This window comes from Leclercia sp. LTM14 (assembly GCF_023736175.1).
In the GTDB taxonomy this organism is placed as follows: domain Bacteria; phylum Pseudomonadota; class Gammaproteobacteria; order Enterobacterales; family Enterobacteriaceae; genus Enterobacter; species Enterobacter barmai.
Genome location: NZ_JAIKTT010000001.1, coordinates 329,785 through 349,338, shown reverse-complemented (window position 1 = coordinate 349,338; position 19,554 = coordinate 329,785). Strand labels below are relative to the sequence as shown.

General features: G+C 53.9%; 19 protein-coding genes and 1 pseudogene. 12 read left to right on the top strand and 8 right to left on the bottom strand.

Annotated features, from left to right (window positions below):
* Positions 1 to 14: 14 nt before the first annotated feature.
* Entirely contained in the window at positions 15 to 1,136 is a 1,122-nt protein-coding gene (locus K5I40_RS01660) for a branched-chain amino acid ABC transporter substrate-binding protein (protein WP_039030874.1), read from the bottom strand.
* A 420-nt stretch (positions 1,137 to 1,556) separates the two neighbouring features.
* Between K5I40_RS01660 and K5I40_RS01655 the strand changes: the two genes are divergently transcribed.
* Positions 1,557 to 2,225: a YecA family protein gene (locus K5I40_RS01655; RefSeq protein ID WP_039030873.1), complete on the top strand. Its 669-nt coding sequence runs from the start codon at positions 1,557 to 1,559 to the stop codon at positions 2,223 to 2,225.
* A gap of 96 nt (positions 2,226 to 2,321) precedes the next feature.
* Here the strand turns inward: K5I40_RS01655 and tyrP are convergent, their stop codons facing one another.
* The 3 genes from tyrP to yecR all read right to left on the bottom strand — a co-directional run bounded on the left by tyrP (position 2,322) and on the right by yecR (position 4,877).
* The gene (gene tyrP / locus K5I40_RS01650; protein ID WP_223073834.1) at positions 2,322 to 3,533 is read right to left on the bottom strand and encodes a tyrosine transporter TyrP; all 1,212 of its coding nucleotides are present in this window, start codon (positions 3,531 to 3,533) and stop codon (positions 2,322 to 2,324) included.
* Positions 3,534 to 3,831: 298 nt separating this feature from the next.
* Entirely contained in the window at positions 3,832 to 4,329 is a 498-nt protein-coding gene (gene ftnA / locus K5I40_RS01645) for a non-heme ferritin (protein ID WP_223073835.1), read from the bottom strand.
* Positions 4,330 to 4,535: 206 nt separating this feature from the next.
* Positions 4,536 to 4,877, bottom strand: coding sequence for a YecR family lipoprotein (yecR, locus tag K5I40_RS01640; protein ID WP_039030870.1), 342 nt, complete (start codon positions 4,875 to 4,877; stop codon positions 4,536 to 4,538).
* 295 nt (positions 4,878 to 5,172) lie between these two features.
* On the opposite strand from yecR, the gene K5I40_RS01635 reads away from it, so the two are divergent.
* Entirely contained in the window at positions 5,173 to 5,811 is a 639-nt protein-coding gene (locus K5I40_RS01635; RefSeq protein ID WP_032612023.1) for an RpiB/LacA/LacB family sugar-phosphate isomerase, read from the top strand.
* 41 nt (positions 5,812 to 5,852) lie between these two features.
* Here K5I40_RS01635 and K5I40_RS01630 read toward each other — a convergent pair whose 3' ends face one another.
* Positions 5,853 to 7,274: an MFS transporter gene (locus K5I40_RS01630; RefSeq protein ID WP_223073836.1), complete on the bottom strand. Its 1,422-nt coding sequence runs from the start codon at positions 7,272 to 7,274 to the stop codon at positions 5,853 to 5,855.
* 211 nt (positions 7,275 to 7,485) lie between these two features.
* Between K5I40_RS01630 and azuC the strand changes: the two genes are divergently transcribed.
* Both azuC and K5I40_RS01620 read left to right on the top strand, forming a co-directional pair.
* Positions 7,486 to 7,569 carry a stress response protein AzuC gene (gene azuC / locus K5I40_RS01625; RefSeq protein WP_098946254.1) on the top strand — a complete coding sequence of 28 codons (84 nt, stop codon included), beginning with the start codon at positions 7,486 to 7,488 and terminating at the stop codon, positions 7,567 to 7,569.
* Positions 7,570 to 7,663: 94 nt separating this feature from the next.
* On the top strand, positions 7,664 to 7,915 hold the full coding sequence (locus K5I40_RS01620) for a DUF2766 family protein (RefSeq protein ID WP_223073837.1): 252 nt from the start codon (positions 7,664 to 7,666) through the stop codon (positions 7,913 to 7,915).
* A 79-nt stretch (positions 7,916 to 7,994) separates the two neighbouring features.
* Here K5I40_RS01620 and K5I40_RS01615 read toward each other — a convergent pair whose 3' ends face one another.
* Positions 7,995 to 9,338, bottom strand: coding sequence for an anaerobic C4-dicarboxylate transporter (locus tag K5I40_RS01615; protein ID WP_223073838.1), 1,344 nt, complete (start codon positions 9,336 to 9,338; stop codon positions 7,995 to 7,997).
* Positions 9,339 to 9,508: 170 nt separating this feature from the next.
* Positions 9,509 to 10,012, bottom strand: a complete 504-nt coding sequence (locus K5I40_RS01610; protein WP_138369372.1) for a non-heme ferritin-like protein — start codon at positions 10,010 to 10,012, stop codon at positions 9,509 to 9,511.
* A 543-nt stretch (positions 10,013 to 10,555) separates the two neighbouring features.
* Between K5I40_RS01610 and K5I40_RS01605 the strand changes: the two genes are divergently transcribed.
* The 6 genes and pseudogenes from K5I40_RS01605 to otsA all read left to right on the top strand — a co-directional run bounded on the left by K5I40_RS01605 (position 10,556) and on the right by otsA (position 17,364).
* The gene (locus K5I40_RS01605; protein WP_223073839.1) at positions 10,556 to 11,113 is read left to right on the top strand and encodes a DJ-1 family glyoxalase III; all 558 of its coding nucleotides are present in this window, start codon (positions 10,556 to 10,558) and stop codon (positions 11,111 to 11,113) included.
* 315 nt (positions 11,114 to 11,428) lie between these two features.
* Positions 11,429 to 12,417 (top strand): annotated as a pseudogene (gene araF, locus K5I40_RS01600) (arabinose ABC transporter substrate-binding protein AraF).
* Between the two features lie 68 nt (positions 12,418 to 12,485).
* Complete coding sequence (gene araG / locus K5I40_RS01595; RefSeq protein WP_223073840.1) at positions 12,486 to 14,000, top strand: L-arabinose ABC transporter ATP-binding protein AraG; 1,515 nt, start codon at positions 12,486 to 12,488, stop codon at positions 13,998 to 14,000.
* A gap of 14 nt (positions 14,001 to 14,014) precedes the next feature.
* Positions 14,015 to 14,995, top strand: a complete 981-nt coding sequence (gene araH / locus K5I40_RS01590) for an arabinose ABC transporter permease AraH (protein WP_039030862.1) — start codon at positions 14,015 to 14,017, stop codon at positions 14,993 to 14,995.
* Positions 14,996 to 15,158: 163 nt separating this feature from the next.
* A complete protein-coding gene (gene otsB / locus K5I40_RS01585; protein ID WP_223073841.1) occupies positions 15,159 to 15,965 on the top strand; it encodes a trehalose-phosphatase in 807 nt (268 codons plus the stop codon).
* On the top strand, positions 15,940 to 17,364 hold the full coding sequence (otsA, locus tag K5I40_RS01580; RefSeq protein WP_223073842.1) for an alpha,alpha-trehalose-phosphate synthase: 1,425 nt from the start codon (positions 15,940 to 15,942) through the stop codon (positions 17,362 to 17,364). The genes otsB and otsA overlap by 26 nt, the downstream gene beginning before the upstream one ends.
* A gap of 19 nt (positions 17,365 to 17,383) precedes the next feature.
* Here the strand turns inward: otsA and uspC are convergent, their stop codons facing one another.
* Positions 17,384 to 17,812: a universal stress protein UspC gene (uspC, locus tag K5I40_RS01575; RefSeq protein ID WP_223073843.1), complete on the bottom strand. Its 429-nt coding sequence runs from the start codon at positions 17,810 to 17,812 to the stop codon at positions 17,384 to 17,386.
* A gap of 791 nt (positions 17,813 to 18,603) precedes the next feature.
* Here uspC and flhD point away from each other — a divergent pair.
* Together flhD and flhC are read left to right on the top strand one after the other, a co-directional pair.
* Positions 18,604 to 18,954, top strand: coding sequence for a flagellar transcriptional regulator FlhD (gene flhD / locus K5I40_RS01570; protein ID WP_039030858.1), 351 nt, complete (start codon positions 18,604 to 18,606; stop codon positions 18,952 to 18,954).
* A 2-nt stretch (positions 18,955 to 18,956) separates the two neighbouring features.
* The gene (flhC, locus tag K5I40_RS01565; RefSeq protein WP_039030857.1) at positions 18,957 to 19,535 is read left to right on the top strand and encodes a flagellar transcriptional regulator FlhC; all 579 of its coding nucleotides are present in this window, start codon (positions 18,957 to 18,959) and stop codon (positions 19,533 to 19,535) included.
* Positions 19,536 to 19,554: the final 19 nt, after the last annotated feature.

Here is a 19,554-nt window from a genome sequence, read left to right as displayed (position 1 = left end):
GTGATTCCGTCCGGTTACTGCACTTCCTTATATTTACCTTTGTCGTCCCACTGGTACACCACGTAGTCGGAGACTTTCAGGTCACCTTTGCTGTCCCAGGATTTTTTGCCCATCACGGTATCCACCGAATTGGCCTTCAGCCATTCGCTGGCTTTGGCCGGATCGGCGCCGCCAGCGGCTTTAAAGGCCGCAGCAATGGCCTGGATAGAGGCGTAGGAGTAGAGGGTGTAGCCTTCCGGCTCAAACTTGCTGGCGCGGAACTTCTCGATCACCGCTTTGCCTTCCGGGATCAGGCGTGGATCTTTGCCGAAGGTCATGTAGATGCCGTTGGTGTACTGCGCGCCACCGGCGGCGGTGACCATCTCTTCGTTGACGATGCAGTCTCCGGAGAAGAATTTCGCCTGCACGCCCTGCTCACGCATCTGACGCACCAGCGGACCCGCTTCCGGGTGACAACCGCCGAAGAAGACCACGTCCGGCTTCTGGGCGCCAATTTTGGTCACCAGGGCGTTAAAGTCTTTCTCACCGCGCGACAGCCCTTCGTACATCACGTCCTTAACGCCGCGTTTCGCCAGCGCCGCTTTGGTGGCATCCGCCAGACCCTGGCCGTAGGTGTCTTTATCGTGGATGATCACCACCCGTTTGGCTTTCAGCTTATCAATAATGAAATCGCTGGCGACCTGGCCCTGCTGGTCGTCGCGTCCGCACATGCGGAACATGTCGCTCATGCCGCGCTCGGTGATCTGCGGGTTCGTGGAGCCTGGGGTGATAGCCAGCACGCCCGCGTCGTTATAAACCTCGGAGGCCGGCATGGTGGAGGAGGAGCAGAAGTGGCCGACCACGGCTTTGACTTTATCCTGGTCCACCAGACGGTTGGCGACCGAGACGGCCTGTTTCGGTTCACAGGCGTCATCCCCCTGCACCAGTTTGATCTTCTCGCCATTAATGCCGCCCGCGGCGTTGATGTCATCCGCAGCCTGCGTTGCGCCGTGCCAGTACTGATCCCCGTACGTTGCGTTCGGCCCGGTAAAGGGACCCGCCACGCCAATCACGATATCAGCCTGGGCGGAAAACGCCGTGACCAGGCAGCCTGCCATTACAAGAGAAAGAGGACTTCTGATGAATTTCAGCGACATTATTATGTACCTTTTCTGAGTGGTTTTTTGCACGAACCCTGTGTAGCCGAACGCCCTGAGGCGTACCCAATCCAAAAGCATTGCACTAAACGGACTGCACTATACGGACGACAAACTGCAGAAACAGGCGAGGTTTTCTGACGCATCTCCTCGACAGAACAACGTTAAGCAAAATGGTTGCCAGAACGGGCAGCTATTGCCATGTTTGGACAATTTTCAGTATAGAGCGCCGTTTTAAGCCACCCGGCAGCACGAAGTGAAATTCCAGCGGGGATCACATCTCATTAACAACAAAGCACATAAGTTGTGCAACGGTCACGATTTGCGCCGTTTTGCACCAGCATAGCCCGTGCAATTAGCAGGGGAAGGCACGGTTTCTGTGTTACCCTGCACGCAAATCTATTCTGCAGGAGAAGCACCATGACCCAAGGCCCGTTAAACGAAACCGAAATGGAGTGGCTGGAAGAGACCTTAATGACCTACGGTCATGACGACGAGTCCGTTATGGACGTCTCAGAACTCGACGGCATGCTGACCGCGGTACTGTCTGGCCCGATGGTGGTTGAGCCGGATCGCTGGCTGGTGGCGGTATGGGGCGGGGAGAAAAACATTCCGCGCTGGAAGAACGATCGCGAGATGAACCGCTTTATCGATCTCTGCTTCAAGCATATGAACGATATCGCCGAGCGCCTGAGCGACTACCCGGATCAGTTTGAACCGATGTTCGGCATGAACGATGTCGAGGGGCAAACCTATACCGTGGTGGAAGAGTGGTGCTTCGGCTATATGCGCGGCGTGGCGCTGACCGACTGGTCGTCCCTGCCGGAGTCCCTGCGCGCCGATCTGGATCTGATTGCGCTGCACGGTTCCGAAGAGAACTTTGATCGTCTGGATACCTTAACCGAAGAGGAGTTCCAGCAGAGCATTGAGGGCATTCGCCCGGCAGCGCTGCGCCTCTATAACTACTGGATTGCCAACCCGCAAGAGCCGGTCGCTCAGCAGCCGGTGATCAACGGCACCAAAGTAGGGCGTAACGACCCTTGTCCGTGCGGCAGCGGCAAAAAATTCAAGAACTGCTGTCTGCATTAACAGCGCCCATTTCTGCCGGGTGGCGCTTCGCTTACCCGGCCTACAAAACCCTTCGTAGGCCCGCGCAAGCGAAGCGCCGCCGGACATTAATGCGCTTTATCCCACTTCCGGCAACAGACCCGCCGCAATTCCGAACTGCACGAGGATTATCACGATCCCGCAGGCAAAGACCAGACAGAGCGCAGGCTTACCGCCAGGCACCCGGTAGTCGCCGTCAGGGTGGTGTTTACGGCTTTGCCAGACCAGCAGCGATGGCAACAGCAGTGCCAGTACCGCCAGCGCAACCCCCGCATAGCCCAACGCCATCACAAACCCGCGTGGATAGAACAGAGCAAAGGCCAGCGGCGGCAGGAAGGTGATCGCCCCGGTCTGGATGCGTCCGCTCACCGTCCGGCTGCGCTGGAACAGATCTGCCAGATAATCAAACAGACCCAGCGCCACGCCGAGGAAAGAGGTCGCCAGCGCGAGGTCGGCAAACAGATGCACCGCCAGCTCAACGTGCGGCGACGCAACCACTTCACGCAGGGCCTGCAGCAGCCCGTTAAGCCCGCTGTGGCTGGCCAGCATCCCCATAAAGCTCGACGAGTTAATGCTGCCGAGCGTCACCATCTGCCAGAAGATGTAGGCCACCAGCGGAATGGCGCTGCCGGTAATAAAGATCCAGCGCAGCTTACGCACGTTGCCGTTCATATAGCTGACGATGCTCGGCACGCTACCGTGGAAACCAAACGAGGTAAAAATCACCGGAATAGCCGATAGCGCTAACCCTTTCTCCAGCGGCAGCGTCAGTAAGTTGACCTTATGAATGTGCGGCGCAAGCAGCGCCAGCATCACCACGAGGAAAATAATTTTTGCCGAGAACAGGAAGCGGTTAAACAGATCCACCAGCGAGGTGCCGACGCAGACCACGCCCCCGCCAATCAGGGTAAAGAAGATCACGCCGGTAGAAGGGGAGATATCGGCGTTGAACCAGTCGTTGACGCTGGAGGCGATCAGCTCCCCGGCTCCGCTGATATAGGCCGCGGTGAGGGCATACATCAGGAACATCATGCTGAAGCCAGTGATCCACTGGCCGAATCGCCCCAGATAACGCCCGGCAAGCGTCCCCAGCCCGGTGTCGGCGGGAACGTGCTGATACACCTCAAGCAGCAGCAGGGCGGTATAACACATCAGCCCCCACAGTACGCCCAGTAACACCAGCGTGACGCCAAATCCAACGCCCGCAGCAGCCAGCGGCATCGCCAGCATTCCGGCACCAATCGTCGTTCCGGCGACGATAAAAATACTACCCAGCGTTCTGTTCTTCACGTTTTCCTCTAAAACCCAACGTCACGACGACAAAATCTGCGGCGCAGAGTAAGGGAAAAGCGCAGGTTCGTCAAACCGACGTTACAATGCCTGTAAAGTTATTTTTACGAATTAAATCAGGCGCGGCGGCTATGAAATCCGAACGCGATTACTGCGCCAGCGCAAGGGGAGAGGGGGGAGCGGGTGGCATTTCTGGCAGCACGGAAATTTATTCGGCTGGATGCGGGCTTTTTCACCCACGAAAGTAAAATCTGCTGCCATTAATAATAACGCGGCGCCCGATGGCGCCGCATGAATATTAATTTTGTGCGTCGAGCGTCGACAGCTCTTTATCAATAAAGTACAGCCCTTCACCCGATTTACCGGCCAGTGAGAGTTTATCGAGAACCGATTTAAACAGCTTCTCTTCTTCGTGCTGTTCGGCCACATACCACTGCAGGAAATTAAAGGTGCCATAATCCTGGCTGGTCATGGCCGCGTGAACCAGTTCATTAATTTTCTGGGTGATCAGCTGCTCGTGCTCGTAGGTGGCGCGGAACAGTTCGTCCAGCGACGCATACTCTGCGAACGGCGAAGCCACCTGACTGATGCGCGGCAGACTGCCGGTATCGGTAAGATAATCAAAGAGACGCTGCATGTGTGTCATCTCTTCCTGGGCGTGGCGACGCATAAATGCCGCAGCGCCTTCAAAACTGTGATAGCTACACCAGGCGCTCATCTGTTGGTAAAGCAGGGAGGAGTAAAGCTCCAGATTCATTTGCTCATTGAGCTTGTCGATCATTTCAGTTTTAAGCATGGTGTAGCTCCGTTTTATTATTAACAGGTCAACGTGAGCGCCACTATAATTTGTTATTTATTTATTTGCAAAAAGTAAAATAAATATTTGAAAAATTATAATACGAATGGGAATAAAACGCATTGCGGCTATTTTAAATATATTAATGAGAATTATTCTGTTTCGTGTTCTGAATATTATTGCCAGCAGAGACGCTGGCAACAGAATTAGTAATAAGCGGAGGTCGTAACGGCAGGGGCGGGGGCATAGCCGTGGCACTGATACTGGATAGTCACGGTTTTATTCAGGCACAGCGAGCCGCTGATCACGCTACAGGTTTCGATCGGCTGACCATAGGCCTGTGCCGTACTGTATCCCATGGCCTGACATTCGCGGGTCGCCGTGCCACTTGTTACGTAAGCATCATCATAAGAGGTCTGGAACAGTGGCTGACCATAATCGAGCCTGACGACCCCCGAGTTGACATCGACGCTGCTGACTTCAGCCTTGCGGGTGATGCCGCAACCAGCCAGCAGCAGCACCAGTCCGACCGTGCATAATCTCTTCATAGAACACTCTGAATGCGTTGAAATAACCTATACTAGCGCCAGACGCGCAGCGCAATGCCAGGAATAACCACCTGTTCTGTCCCTTCTCTTTGCCACGAGCCTCCGTTTCCTTCAATCCTGTGTCATTCGGTTCTGAGCCGGCGGTGAAAACCCTTACGATCGCAAAATTGTGAGCGCATCTTTGTTTTTTGAAACTATTTTTCACTTAATTTGAAAGTGTGTTTGCTTAGTAGTAAGGTTGGTCAGGTAAGCTATTCACAGCGGGATGCCCCGCATCGCATTCAGGAGACGAAGAATGAAAATTGCACTGATGATGGAAAACAGCCAGGCGCCAAAAAACGCCATCATCCTCAAGGAATTGAACGCCGTTGCTGAAGAGAAAGGTTTCCCGGTTTATAACGTTGGGATGAGCGACGAAAACGATCACCACCTGACCTACATTCACCTGGGGATCATGGCGAGCATCCTGCTGAATTCAAAAGCAGTTGATTTCGTGGTGACCGGTTGCGGTACCGGCCAGGGCGCGCTGATGTCCCTGAACATCCACCCGGGCGTGGTGTGTGGTTACTGCATCGATCCGGCTGACGCCTTCCTGTTTGCGCAGATCAACAACGGTAACGCACTTTCCCTGCCATTCGCGAAAGGCTTCGGCTGGGGCGCTGAGCTGAACGTGCGCTTTATCTTTGAAAAAGCCTTCACCGGCCGTAATGGCGAAGGTTATCCGCCAGAGCGTAAAGAGCCTCAGGTTCGTAACGCGGGCATCCTGAACCAGGTTAAAGCGGCGGTGGTGAAAGAGAACTATCTCGACACCCTGCGCGCTATCGATCCGGAGCTGGTTAAAACGGCAGTGACCGGTCAGCGTTTCCAGCAGTGCTTCTTTGAGAACTGCCAGGACAAAGAGATCGAAGCCTTTGTTCGCGGCATTATCGGCTAAGTTGTCAATATCAGTAAAAAGCCAGCTTGCGCTGGCTTTTTTTATGCCTGTTTTCGGGATACCGCGCTGCCGGCATCTTTCACCAGCCGCAGCGTATCCACCATCCCCAGCAGACAGACCAGCGCAATGGCGACAAACGCCAGCCGGAAGCTGATCCCCGGTAGCGATTCCATCCCCAGCAATTCACTGAACAGCTCGCCGATGCGGATCCCGATAGCGCCAAGCGTAATCCCCAGCCCGACCGCCAGCTGCGTCGCGGTGGAGAACAGCGTGTTTGCATAGCTCATCTGCGGCGAAGGCACGTCGGCGAAGGCGAGGGTGCTGATGGCGGTAAACTGAATGGAACGGAACACGCCCCCAAAATAGAGGATCAGCATGATGACCCACACCGGGGTTTGCGGCGTCAGGAAGGCGCAGGCCAGCAGGGCCAGCACGTTCAGCGCGCCGTTAATCAGCAGCAGCTTTTTGAACCCCAGCCCGCGCAGCAGCGGCGTGGTGGCGGGTTTAATGGTCAGGTTGCCGACGAATACCGCCAGCACCAGTAAACCGGAGTGGAACGCGTCCATGCCGAATCCCACCTGAAAGAGCAGCGGCAGCAAAAACGGCACGGCGCTGATGGAGGCACGAAATAGCGAGCCACCAAACATCGTCACGCGAAACGTGGGCACCTGCAGGGCATCGAGGCGGATCATCGGCCACTCGGCGCGTCTGAAATGGCGCAGGGCATAGATCATGGTCACCATCCCGATCGCCAGCAGCGCGAGGGTAATCGTCGTATTCACCTGCTCCGCCCCCATCATCTCCATGGCATACACCAGGCTCACCATGGCAACCGAGGTGGCGATAAAGCCGGGCGTATCGAACGGGCGGCGCGTCTCTTCATAGATATCCGGGATGATGCGCAGCGCCAGCACAATAGCAATCAGCCCCAGGGGGACGTTAATAAAGAAGATCCAGCGCCAGTTGGCGTAGCTGGTAATAAAGCCGCCCAGCGGCGGGCCGATGATGGGCGCCACCAGCGCGGGCCAGGTGAGGGTGGCGATGGCGGTAATCAACAGATGTTTTGGCGTGGTGCGCAGCACGGCAAGGCGACCAACCGGCACCATCAGCGCGCCGCCCATCCCCTGCAGCACGCGCATGGCGACGAACTGATCGACGCTGGTGGCGAGACCGCAGAGCACCGAGGCGAGGGTAAAGATGGCCAGGGCAAGGGTAAAGACCTTGCGGGCACCAAAGCGGTCGGCGATCCAGCCGCTGGCCGGAATCAGCACCGCCAGGGTGATGAGATAGGCGCTGATGCCGATATTGAGATCCACTGCCTGCACGCCAAAGCTCTTCGCCATGTCGGGCAGCGCCGTGGCGATCACCGTGCCATCCAGGAACTCCATAAAGAATGCGCCGGCCACTAACAGCGCAGCGGGGGAGATCCCGCTTGCCGCTTTGCCGGAGAGTTTTTCGGTCATTTTTCCTCTGCCACTTAAACTTTTTTTTAAAAATTTACAGGAACAAGTTCTCTGCTAACGCCATGAATTCTTTTTATTTTTAATCGGAACACTGTTTTGCTTTAAATAAACTGCCGTGATGAAAATCACAAAAAGATTGATTTTGTGATGCAGGTCATATTATAAGCGCATCAACAATAACACCTGCATAACATTTAGCCGGAGCATAATGATGAAATTGCGCAAAATCCTGAAAAGCATGTTCGAATCCTACTGTAAGACCTTCAAGGACGTACCGCCAGGCGCGATGTTCTGATAAAAAACCTGCTTCGGCAGGTTTTTTTGTGCCTGTACGCCGCATCAGCGCTGACGTTTTGCTACTATGGCGGCCTTTCAAACAGGAGAAGCCTATGTCTCAAAACCTCAGTGCCGATCAGGAATTTATCTCTGACGTCGTTGCATGCCAGCTGGTCATCAAACAAATCCTCGATGTGATTGAAATCATCGCTCCCGCAGAAGTGCGCGAAAAGATGTCGAGCCAGCTGAAAAACATCGATTTCGCCAGCAATCCTGCATCGGCCGACCCTGTCACCCTGCGCGCCGTACAGAAAGCCATCGCGCTGATTGAGCTGAAGTTCACGCCGCAGGGCGAATCTCACTAAAATAAACCGACGTTTTGAATTTAGAAATGGTTTTGTGAAAATAATGAGAACGGGCGACGAGCGTCGCCCGGCATGACAGTTACATAAAGGTCTGTACCAGCAGATAGCTCATCGCACAGGCACAGCTGACCCCGATAAGCCCCGGCAAAATAAAGCTGTGGTTGATAATGAACCTGCCGATGCGCGTGGTGCCCGAGCGGTCAAAGCCAATGCAGGCAAGATCGCTGGGGTAGGTGGGCAGCACAAAATAGCCGTATGACGCCGGGAAGAAAGCGATCAGCATTTTCGGCTCAATCCCCAGCATTAATCCCATTGGTGCCACCGCCGTCAATGCGGCCGCCTGGCTGTTGACCAGTTTCGACACCAGGAACAGCACTATCGCATAGGTCCACGGGTGACTTTTCACCACCCCTTCCAGGGCAATCTTCAGCTCCTCCAGATGCGCCTGAAAAAAGGTGTCGCTCATCCACGCCACGCCAAATACCGAGAAGATCGCCACCATCCCGGCTTTAAATACCGCCCCGTTTGAGATGGACGCGGCATTGACCTTGCAGACCATCAGCATCACGGCCCCGGCAATCAGCATCATCATCTGGATCACCAGGTTCATCGACAGCGCCGTCATTTTGCCTTTGACTTCAAAGGCCGGACGCAGCTCGGGCAGGGCACCCAGCAACACCACCACGGCGATACCGGCAAAGAAGATCCAGGTTGACCAGTACGCCTGCTTCGGGAAACGCTCATTCATTAACGTCTCGGTGCTGCCGTAGATGAATTTACGCTGCTCGGGATCCTGCAACCGGGCCTGAAACTCCTCGTCGTCGGCCAGATCTTTGCCGCGGCGCAAACTCCAGAGGGCGGCAATCGCCACGCCGAACAGCGAGGCCGGAACGGAGATGGCAAGGATTTCCAGAATGCCAAACGCGTGACCAATCCCGTGCTGCGCGGCCAGGATAGATACCAGCGACACCACGGCGACCGAGACCGGCGAGGCGGTGATGGCCATCTGTGAGGCAATAGATGCCACCGCCATAGGCCGCTCCGGGCGGATACCTTTTTTCAGCGCGATATCGGCAATAATCGGGAACATGGTATAGACCACATGGCCGGTGCCGCACAGGAAGGTCAGCATCCAGGTGGTGAACGGGGCGAGCAGGGTGATGTGTTGTGGATGCCGCCGCAGCAGACGTTCGGCGCACTGCATCATCACGTTCAGCCCGCCGGCGGTTTGTAGCGTGGCCGCACAGCCGATAACCGCAAGGATCGTCAGCATCACATCCACCGGCGGTTTACCGGGCTGCAGACCAAAAACAAAAGTGAGAATAAAAAGGCCAATGCCGCTTATCAGGCCCAGCCCCATGCCACCGAACCGGGTGCCGATTAGCAGGCACAAAATAATGACCAGAAACTCAACGGTAATCATGCGTATCCCTCGTGTAAGAATGCAAAATTTTGCAAATCATTACACGAAGAAGGGTTATTCGATGGGAGCCAGATCTGATTTGTTAAAATTCAGAAAAAGCAAAGAGTTGGCAACGTTTTTTTAACGAAAATACCCGGCGCAGGGCCGGGTATTAAGCAGGATACGCAGGATTAGTGATGCTGGTAGTTTACAACGTTAAGCAGGTGACGATCGGTCTGCTCAAGGCCCATGCCGGTGCGGCGAGCCTGGCGAACTTCTTCGAGGATGGTTTTCAGTAATACGCCATCCTGCAGCTGATCTTTTTCAATGTCATTCAGGAAGTTGAGCGTGGAGATGTCCTGCATTTTCCGCGCCTCATCGGTTAACTGATGAAGCGTCTGGCAGCGTTGCTCGTACTCTTCCAGGGTGCGCTGGAAAACGGCTTCCAGGCAGGTGCAATATTCATCCGACATATCCACTGGCTTCAGAACCGGCATCGCGCCTGATTGTTTCAGAAAATCAAAAACGCGCATCATCTGCGTGACGTTGCTCTGCGCCTGGGTCCGCAGGAAGGTTGCGGAACCATTTAGCTTATGTTCTGAACACCAGTCGCTGAGATGCAAGTAGAGGTTTGATGCGTGAAACTCAAGGTTCATCTGTGTGTTGAGCTTGTTAATCATATCCGAGACTGCCATAACTATTCCCTTATCTTCGTTTATGTAACCTGGTAAATCATCAGCGTTAATGATAGTTCACCACAGAATAAAGTTATTCTGTTCTCCGTGTATGTGATCCGATATTCATTTCTGGCACCGGCTGAATTCATAATATCAGCCGTGCGCTTATAAGAAAATCCTTATAAATATATCCTTACTAAACCTTACCTTTCATCAGGAAATTAAAATAGTTTAAGAGAATGACATGACCAACCGGATGGTAAAAATAATTAAATACTTGAAATTTATGTATTTATTGCTAATTAACCCTATGTGGTTATTCACATTATTTGGGGATTTATTTGATTATTCGCAGAATTGTGCTTAACAGACATATGAACCTTAATTAACATGCGTGAGATGGGATAATTCTGATGATTAATTTCTTTTTACACCTACTGAAAATTGCGCGAGATCATTTTCGCAGGAAATGGTGCGTAATGTGATCCAGCAAGGAGTTTAACGCTCTGCTCTCTGTGAAAATGAAACATTGTTTTATGTTTTTATCAAGCGGAGTTCATCATGGCAAAAGTTGCGGTGCTGCTGGCACCCGGATTTGAAGAGGCGGAAGCGATTATCACCATTGATATCCTGCGCCGTCTCCACATTGAGGTAGAAACCCTGGCCTGCGCCGAGTCGCGCGCGGTGGTGAGCTACCATGATATCCCGATGGTCGCGGACAGCACCCTCAGTGAAAAAATAGACAGCTACTATGACGCCGTCGTGTTACCGGGCGGGCCGCAGGGCAGCGTGAATCTGGCCGCCAGTGCCGACGTGGTGCGTTTTGTCGCGGCCCATGACGAAGCGGGCAAATTCATCGCCCCCATCTGTTCTGCAGCTGCACGCGTGCTGGGCGGAAATGGCCTGCTGAAAGGCCGTCGCTACGTCTGCTCGGGCGATCTCTGGCAGGATATCCATGACGGCGAGTACGTTGATGCTCCGGTGGTGGAAGATGGCAACCTCATCAGCGGCAAAGGCCTGGGCCATGCCTTCGACTTCGCGCTGACCCTCTCTGCACGCCTGCTGGGCGATGAAACCCCGGTGCGCGATCACGCCGAACACATCTATTATCCCTGGTAACAGAACGCCGGGCGCCAGCGCGCCCGGATCACAAGGATATCTTAGCTAATCTTATGGACTAATCTGCTTTCACCCTTTCTAATTGTCCGACAAATACCCGCATAGTTATGTCATTTTTCGCTGAATGTATGTACGCAATTACTGTAATTCTGCGGTGTGATGGCGCTCTCTTATGGATGATTAATTTCCCGCTAAAACTATCTCAAGCAAACGCGCTTCCTGCATGTCTGGCGCTAATGCCTTGTTTTAAGTCTGATTAAACCAATTTGAGTTGTTTTTCCCCTACAAATTAGAACGCTAAAGCTGGAGTTAACCATGCACAAATTTACTAAAGCGCTGGCGGCCATCGGTCTGGCTGCCGTTATGTCACAATCCGCTATGGCGGAGAACTTAAAGCTCGGTTTTCTGGTGAAGCAACCGGAAGAGCCGTGGTTCCAGACGGAGTGGAAATTTGCCGACAAAGCCGGGAAGGATTTGGGCTTTGAAGTGATCAAAATTGCCGTGCCGGACGGTGAAAAAACGCTGAACGCCATCGACAGCCTGGCAGCCAGCGGCGCGAAAGGGTTTGTCATCTGTACTCCGGACCCAAAACTGGGCTCCGCCATCGTGGCGAAAGCGCGCGGCTATGACATGAAAGTCATCGCGGTGGACGATCAGTTCGTCAACGCCAAAGGCGCGCCGATGGATACCGTCCCGCTGGTGATGATGGCGGCGACCAAAATCGGCGAGCGTCAGGGCCAGGAACTGTATAAAGAGATGCAAAAACGCGGCTGGGACGTGAAAGATACTGCGGTGATGGCGATCACCGCCGACGAACTGGATACCGCGCGTCGTCGTACCACTGGCTCGATGGACGCCCTGAAAGCGGCCGGTTTCCCGGAAAACAGATCTACAAAGTGCCAACCAAATCTAACGACATCCCGGGCGCCTTCGACGCAGCTAACTCCATGCTGGTGCAGCACTCTGAAGTGAAGCACTGGCTGGTGGTCGGGATGAACGACAACACCGTGCTGGGCGGCGTGCGCGCCACCGAAGGCCAGGGCTTCAAAGCGGCTGACGTCATAGGTATCGGCATCAACGGCGTGGATGCGGTGAGCGAACTGTCTAAAGCCCAGGCCACCGGTTTCTACGGCTCCCTGCTGCCAAGCCCGGACGTACACGGCTATAAATCCAGCGAAATGCTCTACAACTGGGTCACCAAAGGTGCCGAGCCTGCGAAATTCACTGAAGTTACCGACGTGGTGCTGATCACCCGTGACAACTTCAAAGCAGAGCTGGAGAAAAAAGGACTGGGCGGTAAGTAATTTACTGTGATTGCGCCCCCCGCAGCCGTGGGGGGCCAGACGTTCACTACTCGATCCTCGGAGACGTTATGCAACAGTCTGCACCCTATCTCTCTTTTCGCGGCATCGGCAAAACCTTTCCCGGTGTCAACGCGCTGACCGACATCAGCTTTGACTGCTATGCCGGTCAGGTTCATGCCCTGATGGGGGAGAACGGCGCCGGAAAATCCACGCTGCTGAAGATCCTCAGCGGCAACTACGCCCCCACCACGGGCACCCTGGCGTTGCAGGGCAAAGAGGTGGCCTTCGCGGATACCACCGCCGCGCTGAACGCCGGTGTCGCCATCATCTACCAGGAGCTGCATCTGGTGCCGGAGATGACCGTGGCGGAAAACATCTATCTTGGGCAGCTTCCCCATAAAGGCGGGTTCGTTAACCGGTCGCTGCTCAACTATGAAGCCGGTCTGCAGCTCAAGCACCTTGGGCTCGATATTGACCCGCAGACCCCGCTCAAATACCTCTCCATCGGCCAGTGGCAGATGGTGGAAATTGCCAAAGCGCTGGCGCGCAATGCCAAAGTCATTGCCTTTGATGAACCGACCAGTTCGCTGTCGGCGCGTGAAATCGAGAACCTGTTCCGCGTGATCCGCGAGCTGCGTAAAGAGGGGCGCATCATTCTGTACGTGTCGCACCGTATGGAAGAGATCTTCGCCCTTAGCGACGCGATCACCGTCTTTAAAGATGGCCGTTATGTTCGCACCTTCAACGATATGCAGCAGGTCAACCATGACCAGCTGGTGCAGGCGATGGTGGGACGCGAGCTGGGTGATATCTATCACTGGGAGCCGCGCCAGTACGGCGGCGAGCTGCTGCGCCTCGACGAGGTGAAAGCCCCGGGCGTGCGCACGCCGATCAGCCTCACCGTGCGCAGCGGTGAAATCGTCGGCCTGTTCGGGCTGGTGGGGGCAGGGCGCAGCGAGCTGATGAAAGGGCTATTTGGCGGCACCCGCATCACCGGAGGACGGGTGTTTATCGACGGCGAGCCTGTAGACATTCAGAAACCGGCCCACGCCATTCGCGCCGGGATGATGCTCTGCCCGGAGGACCGTAAAGCCGAAGGGATCATTCCGGTGCACTCGGTGCGGGACAACATCAATATTTCGGCCCGCCGCAAGACCATTCGCGCCGGATGTCTGATTAACGACACCTGGGAGGTCAGCAATGCCGATCACCACATCCGTTCCCTCAATATCAAAACGCCGGGGGCGGAACAGCTGATCATGAACCTCTCCGGCGGTAACCAGCAGAAAGCCATACTTGGCCGCTGGCTGTCGGAAGAGATGAAGGTGATCCTGCTTGATGAACCCACCCGCGGTATCGACGTGGGGGCCAAGCACGAAATCTATAACGTGATTTATGCCCTGGCAAAACGCGGCGTGGCGGTGCTCTTCGCCTCCAGCGATCTGCCGGAAGTGCTGGGCGTGGCCGACCGTATCGTGGTGATGCGTGAAGGGGCCATAGCCGGTGAACTGCTACATGAACAGGCGAATGAACAGCAGGCGTTAAGCCTCGCCATGCCTAAAGTCAGCCAGGCTGTCGCCTGAGTAAGGAGAATAAGATGTCCTCTGTCACTACATCCGGAGCGCCGAAGTCGGCCTTCAGTTTTGGGCGGATCTGGGATCAATACGGCATGCTGGTGGTGTTTGCCGTGCTGTTCCTCGGCTGCGCTATCTTTGTTCCTAACTTCGCCACCTTTATTAATATGAAGGGGCTGGGCCTGGCGATCTCCATGTCCGGGATGGTCGCCTGTGGGATGCTGTTCTGCCTGGCTTCCGGCGACTTCGACCTGTCGGTCGCCTCGGTTATCGCCTGTGCCGGTGTCACCACCGCCGTGGTCATTAACATGACTGAAAGCCTGTGGATTGGCGTGGCGGCGGGGCTGCTGCTCGGCGTGCTCAGCGGGCTGGTGAACGGCTTCGTGATTGCGCGTCTGAAAATCAACGCCCTGATCACTACCCTTGCCACCATGCAGATTGTGCGCGGCCTGGCCTACATCATCTCTGACGGTAAAGCGGTGGGGATCGAAGACGAGCGCTTCTTCACCCTCGGCTATGCTAACTGGTTCGGGCTGCCAGCACCCATCTGGCTGACCGTCGGCTGCCTGATTATCTTTGGTTTCCTGCTGAACAGAACCACCTTTGGCCGTAATACCCTGGCGATTGGCGGTAATGAAGAGGCGGCGCGTCTGGCGGGTGTTCCGGTGGTACGTACCAAGATCATCATCTTCGTACTGTCCGGTCTGGTGTCGGCGGCGGCAGGGATTATTCTGGCCTCGCGTATGACCAGCGGACAGCCGATGACCTCCATCGGTTATGAGCTGATCGTTATCTCTGCCTGCGTATTGGGTGGTGTATCGCTCAAAGGCGGCATCGGAAAAATCTCATATGTGGTAGCGGGGATCCTGATCCTGGGGACCGTTGAGAACGCGATGAATCTGCTGAACATCTCCCCGTTCTCCCAGTACGTGGTACGTGGCCTCATCCTGCTGGCGGCGGTGATCTTCGACCGTTACAAACAAAAAGCGAAGCGTACCGTTTAACCGTTTTTTCCTTCCTTTCCAGACCTAACTTTTAAGTGTAGCCCCCCTTCCAGCCGTAGCGGGAAGGGGGTGTCAAATGGCGAGCCCCGTCACACTGTCTATACTTACATGGCTACTGAGATGTTAACAGTTTTTCATCTCGCCAACTGTAAGGAGGATCAGGGTGGCCGATACGTTAACTTCACCGCCTGTATTATCAGAAAACGTTGCGTACTTTTTTGACCTCGACGGGACCCTTGCCACCATCAAGCCGCATCCCGATGAGGTAGTGGTTCCCGCAGAAGTACTCCAGGCATTGAATCAGCTGGCACAGCTGAATGAAGGGGCACTGGCATTGATATCAGGGCGTTCAATGGACGAGCTGGACAAGCTCGCCGGACCTTACCGTTTCCCCCTTGCCGGTGTACACGGGGCGGAGCGCCGCGACATCCATGGTCATTCGCAATCCATTTCACTCCCTCCGGATCTGATCCAGACGCTGCATGCGCAGCTGACGACGGCGCTTTTGTATATGCCTGGCACCGAACTTGAAGCCAAAGGGATGGCATTTGCAATCCACTACCGTCAGGCCCAGCAATATGAGCAGAATATTTTCGCGCTGGCGGAACAGATTGTGCACGACAACCCGCAGCTGTCGCTCCAGCCGGGTAAATGCGTGGTCGAAATTAAACCGAGGGGGATCCACAAAGGCGAGGCTATCTCGACCTTTATGCATGAAGCACCTTTCCTCGGCAGAACGCCGATTTTCTTTGGTGATGACCTCACCGATGAGCATGGCTTTGACGTTGTGAATCAGCTTAAAGGGGTATCTGTAAAGGTCGGCGCAGGTGAGACCAAAGCCAGCTGGCGGCTGGCAACGGTACCTGACGTCTGGCAATGGGTAATAAAAGCCGCTAACCATCAACAAGAACAACAATTAGCGCAAATTAACAGGAGAAAACCTTATGGGTCGCTTGATCGTAGTTTCTAACCGCATCGCTCCCCCGGATGATAAAAAAGCCAGCGCAGGTGGCCTGGCCGTTGGGGTGCTGGGGGCGTTAAAAAGTACGGGTGGGCTCTGGTTTGGCTGGAGTGGGGATATCGGTGATGAGGATAAACCGCTAAAAAAGGTGACACGCGGGAACATCACCTGGGCCTCGTTTAATCTGAGTGAACAGAATTACGACGAGTATTACAGCCAGTTCTCCAATGCCGTACTGTGGCCAGCGTTTCACTATCGCCTGGACCTGGTGAAGTTTAAACGCGAAGCCTGGGAAGGGTACCAGCGGGTCAACGGCCTGCTGGCCGATAAACTGCAGCCGTTAGTCAAACAGGACGACGTGGTGTGGGTGCACGACTACCATCTGCTGCCGTTTGCCGCAGAGCTGCGCAAGCGCGGCGTCAACAACCGGATTGGCTTCTTCCTGCATATTCCGTTCCCGACGCCTGAGATCTTCAACGCGCTGCCGCCGGGCGATGAACTGCTCGAGCAGCTTTGCGATTACGATCTGCTGGGCTTCCAGACCGAAAACGACCGTCTGGCCTTCCTCGACTGCGTCGCCAGTAAAACGCGGCTGACCGCTCATGACGACGATTCACACTCCGCATGGGGTAAGCGTTTTCGCACCGAGGTCTATCCCATCGGCATCGAACCGGACGACATCGCTCACCAGGCATCCGGGCCGTTACCACCTAAACTGGCTCAACTTAAAGAAGAGCTCAAGAACGTAAAAAACATCTTTTCCGTTGAGCGTCTGGACTATTCAAAAGGGCTCCCGGAACGTTTTCATGCCTATGAGACGCTGCTGGAAAAATACCCCGAGCACCACGGTAAGATCCGCTATACCCAAATCGCGCCAACCTCCCGTGGCGAGGTGCAGGCCTATCAGGACATCCGTCACCAGCTTGAAACCGAAGCCGGCCGCATCAATGGCCGTTATGGCCAGCTGGGCTGGACGCCGCTCTTCTACCTGAACCAGCACTTTGAGCGCAAAATCCTGATGAAAGTGTTCCGCTATGCCGATGTCGGGCTGGTGACGCCGCTGCGTGACGGCATGAACCTGGTGGCGAAAGAGTACGTGGCGGCGCAGGATCCGGCCGACCCGGGCGTGCTGGTGCTGTCGCAGTTTGCCGGTGCGGCCAATGAGCTGACCTCGGCGCTGATCGTCAATCCGTACGACCGGGACGACGTGGCCAACGCGCTGCATCGCGCGCTGAATATGCCGCTCACCGAGCGTATTTCGCGTCACGCGGAGATGATGAAAGTGATCCGTGAAAATGACATCGACCGCTGGCAGGCCCGCTTCATTGAGGATTTGAACCAGATCACTCCCCGCAGCGTGGAGAGCAATCTGCAAAAAAAGGTCGCAACCTTCCCTAAACTGGCCTGAATATATTCCACTCAGCGTTTTATTCTGCGCTGAGTGGAATTAAAAGCACGTCAACTTGAGCATTGTTGATTATTGTTTTCGCGGAACAGGCTGCGCGCGAGAAAAAACTCTGGTTATGATTTCCGCATATCACTAAATCTATATTCTGCTTTTGACATATATCACTTATCTGCTCGCTTAATTCTCCCGTTGCGCATACTGTTTGCGCGATGGGATATTCTGCACGCGTAATAAGGTCCTCGAGAAATTGTCTGGTTTCTTCCTGTAATACGCCACGAATATCTTCCAGCATGGGTGCTGCCAGTTGATTATACATCTCCGGTTCGGCCATCAGCGTGACCACCGTGATACGCGCCTGCGTTGGCCTGGCGATGGCGACCGCTTTGGCAACCAATTGATGACTTTCTGGAGAAACCGAAACAGAAACAAGGATATGGGAATAGCTCATTTTACCCACCTTCAGTGTGTGGTTAAGGCACATACTTCAGCATTAGCGCGATTGCTTTTTTTGCGCAAGAGCCAAAGGTGACATTAGTGTGATGCTTATCATAATTATTCATTAATTATTCTTATGCAATGAATAGGGCAAGGCTTGCATAAACGTCCAAAATGCGCTCACTTAACGTAAATCATACAATTTAAGTCTGCAAATTCTAAACAAAATTCCCGCGAACCCTTCAGCTGTTGAATGGTAACGTAAAGCAATTACTTCAATCATTTATCTTCGTAAAGCTATGTTTTTTATGGAAATAAACAAAGTGTTTCTGTGATAGATATATCCTCGATTGTTACAAATTTGTGTTATGTCAATAACCAGCAAGTAACATGCCGTCTTAGTTCATACTTCTGCATGAATATTCGGGGCTGAAGAATATATTCTTCGCTTAATCGCTCATAAAACAGCCAAATTAGAAGGAGTGCTGATGGATTTTTGGTTCGAATTCACTCAAATTATGTGATCTGTGTCACATTTTTTTTAAATTTCAGGCAGGGCCACATTGTATGTCCTACACCGGACGGGTAAAGTTGCCGCGAATTAGGAAAAATCTTAGTTAATTGTAAGAAGTGATAAATGTGTAAGAGACAAACTTTGTTTTTCTTGACGTGATTCATCAATACAAAACTTAATTCAACTATGCGTTTTAGCCTTTTCTTTTTTTTTACCGGGGTTTTCCCGGCGACATCACGGGGTGCGGGTCGACCGCACAAGAAATTAAAGTGTTATTCGGGAAGGGATAAATGAACACATCCGAATTGCTAAAACACATTTATGACATCAACCTGTCATATTTATTGCTTGCACAACGTTTGATTAGCCAGGATAAAGCCTCCGCGATGTTCCGGCTGGGCATTCAGGAAGAAATGGCCACAACGCTTGGCGGTTTAACACTGCCGCAGATGGTGAAACTCGCTGAAACTAACCAGCTGGTTTGCCAGTTCCGTTTTGACAATCACCAGACTATTACGCAGCTGACCCAGGAATCCCGCGTGGATGACCTGCAACAGGTTCACACCGGCATTCTGCTTTCTACCCGTTTGCTTAACGAAATCAGCCAGCCTGATGACGTAGCCCGTAAGAAAAGAGCATAAAAATGAGTGAGAAGAGCATTGTTCAGGAAGCGCGTGACATTCAACTGGCTATGGAACTGATTACGCTTGGTGCTCGTTTGCAGATGCTTGAAAGCGAAACCCAGCTGAGCCGTGGTCGTCTTATCAAACTCTATAAAGAGTTACGTGGCAGCCCGCCGCCAAAAGGCATGCTGCCATTTTCTACCGACTGGTTTATGACCTGGGAGCAAAATATCCATGCTTCCATGTTCTGTAATGCCTGGCAGTACCTGCTCAAAACCGGCTTGTGCAGCGGCGTTGATGCGGTAATTAAAGCCTACAAGCTTTACCTCGAGCAGTGCCCGCAGCCTGAAGAAGGTCCTCTGCTGGCCCTGACCCGCGCATGGACGCTGGTGCGTTTTGTAGAGAGCGGACTGCTTGAGCTGTCTCGCTGCAACTGCTGCAGCGGTAACTTTATCACCCACGCGCATCAGCCTGCCGGCAGCTTCGCCTGCAGTTTGTGCCAACCACCGTCCCGAGCGGTAAAAAGACGTAAACTTTCCCGGGATGTTGCCGATAGTAATCCACAACTGCTGGATGAACAGATCGAACAGGCTGTTTAACCCGAACCTGTGGGCAAGA

Excerpts from the sequence above, each read along its gene's own strand:
- yecR (WP_039030870.1), bottom strand. The coding sequence starts at position 4,877 with ATGAAGAGATTATGCACGGTCGGACTGGTGCTGCTGCTGGCTGGTTGC.
- K5I40_RS01610 (WP_138369372.1), bottom strand. The coding sequence starts at position 10,012 with ATGGCAGTCTCGGATATGATTAACAAGCTCAACACACAGATGAACCTT.
- flhD (WP_039030858.1), top strand. The coding sequence starts at position 18,604 with ATGAACACATCCGAATTGCTAAAACACATTTATGACATCAACCTGTCA.
- K5I40_RS01620 (WP_223073837.1), top strand. The coding sequence starts at position 7,664 with ATGTCTCAAAACCTCAGTGCCGATCAGGAATTTATCTCTGACGTCGTT.
- K5I40_RS01655 (WP_039030873.1), top strand. The coding sequence starts at position 1,557 with ATGACCCAAGGCCCGTTAAACGAAACCGAAATGGAGTGGCTGGAAGAG.
- K5I40_RS01635 (WP_032612023.1), top strand. The coding sequence starts at position 5,173 with ATGAAAATTGCACTGATGATGGAAAACAGCCAGGCGCCAAAAAACGCC.
- K5I40_RS01605 (WP_223073839.1), top strand. The coding sequence starts at position 10,556 with ATGGCAAAAGTTGCGGTGCTGCTGGCACCCGGATTTGAAGAGGCGGAA.
- uspC (WP_223073843.1), bottom strand. The coding sequence starts at position 17,812 with ATGAGCTATTCCCATATCCTTGTTTCTGTTTCGGTTTCTCCAGAAAGT.
- ftnA (WP_223073835.1), bottom strand. The coding sequence starts at position 4,329 with ATGCTTAAAACTGAAATGATCGACAAGCTCAATGAGCAAATGAATCTG.
- K5I40_RS01660 (WP_039030874.1), bottom strand. The coding sequence starts at position 1,136 with ATGTCGCTGAAATTCATCAGAAGTCCTCTTTCTCTTGTAATGGCAGGC.
- azuC (WP_098946254.1), top strand. The coding sequence starts at position 7,486 with ATGAAATTGCGCAAAATCCTGAAAAGCATGTTCGAATCCTACTGTAAG.
- araH (WP_039030862.1), top strand. The coding sequence starts at position 14,015 with ATGTCCTCTGTCACTACATCCGGAGCGCCGAAGTCGGCCTTCAGTTTT.
- flhC (WP_039030857.1), top strand. The coding sequence starts at position 18,957 with ATGAGTGAGAAGAGCATTGTTCAGGAAGCGCGTGACATTCAACTGGCT.
- K5I40_RS01630 (WP_223073836.1), bottom strand. The coding sequence starts at position 7,274 with ATGACCGAAAAACTCTCCGGCAAAGCGGCAAGCGGGATCTCCCCCGCT.
- araG (WP_223073840.1), top strand. The coding sequence starts at position 12,486 with ATGCAACAGTCTGCACCCTATCTCTCTTTTCGCGGCATCGGCAAAACC.
- otsA (WP_223073842.1), top strand. The coding sequence starts at position 15,940 with ATGGGTCGCTTGATCGTAGTTTCTAACCGCATCGCTCCCCCGGATGAT.
- K5I40_RS01615 (WP_223073838.1), bottom strand. The coding sequence starts at position 9,338 with ATGATTACCGTTGAGTTTCTGGTCATTATTTTGTGCCTGCTAATCGGC.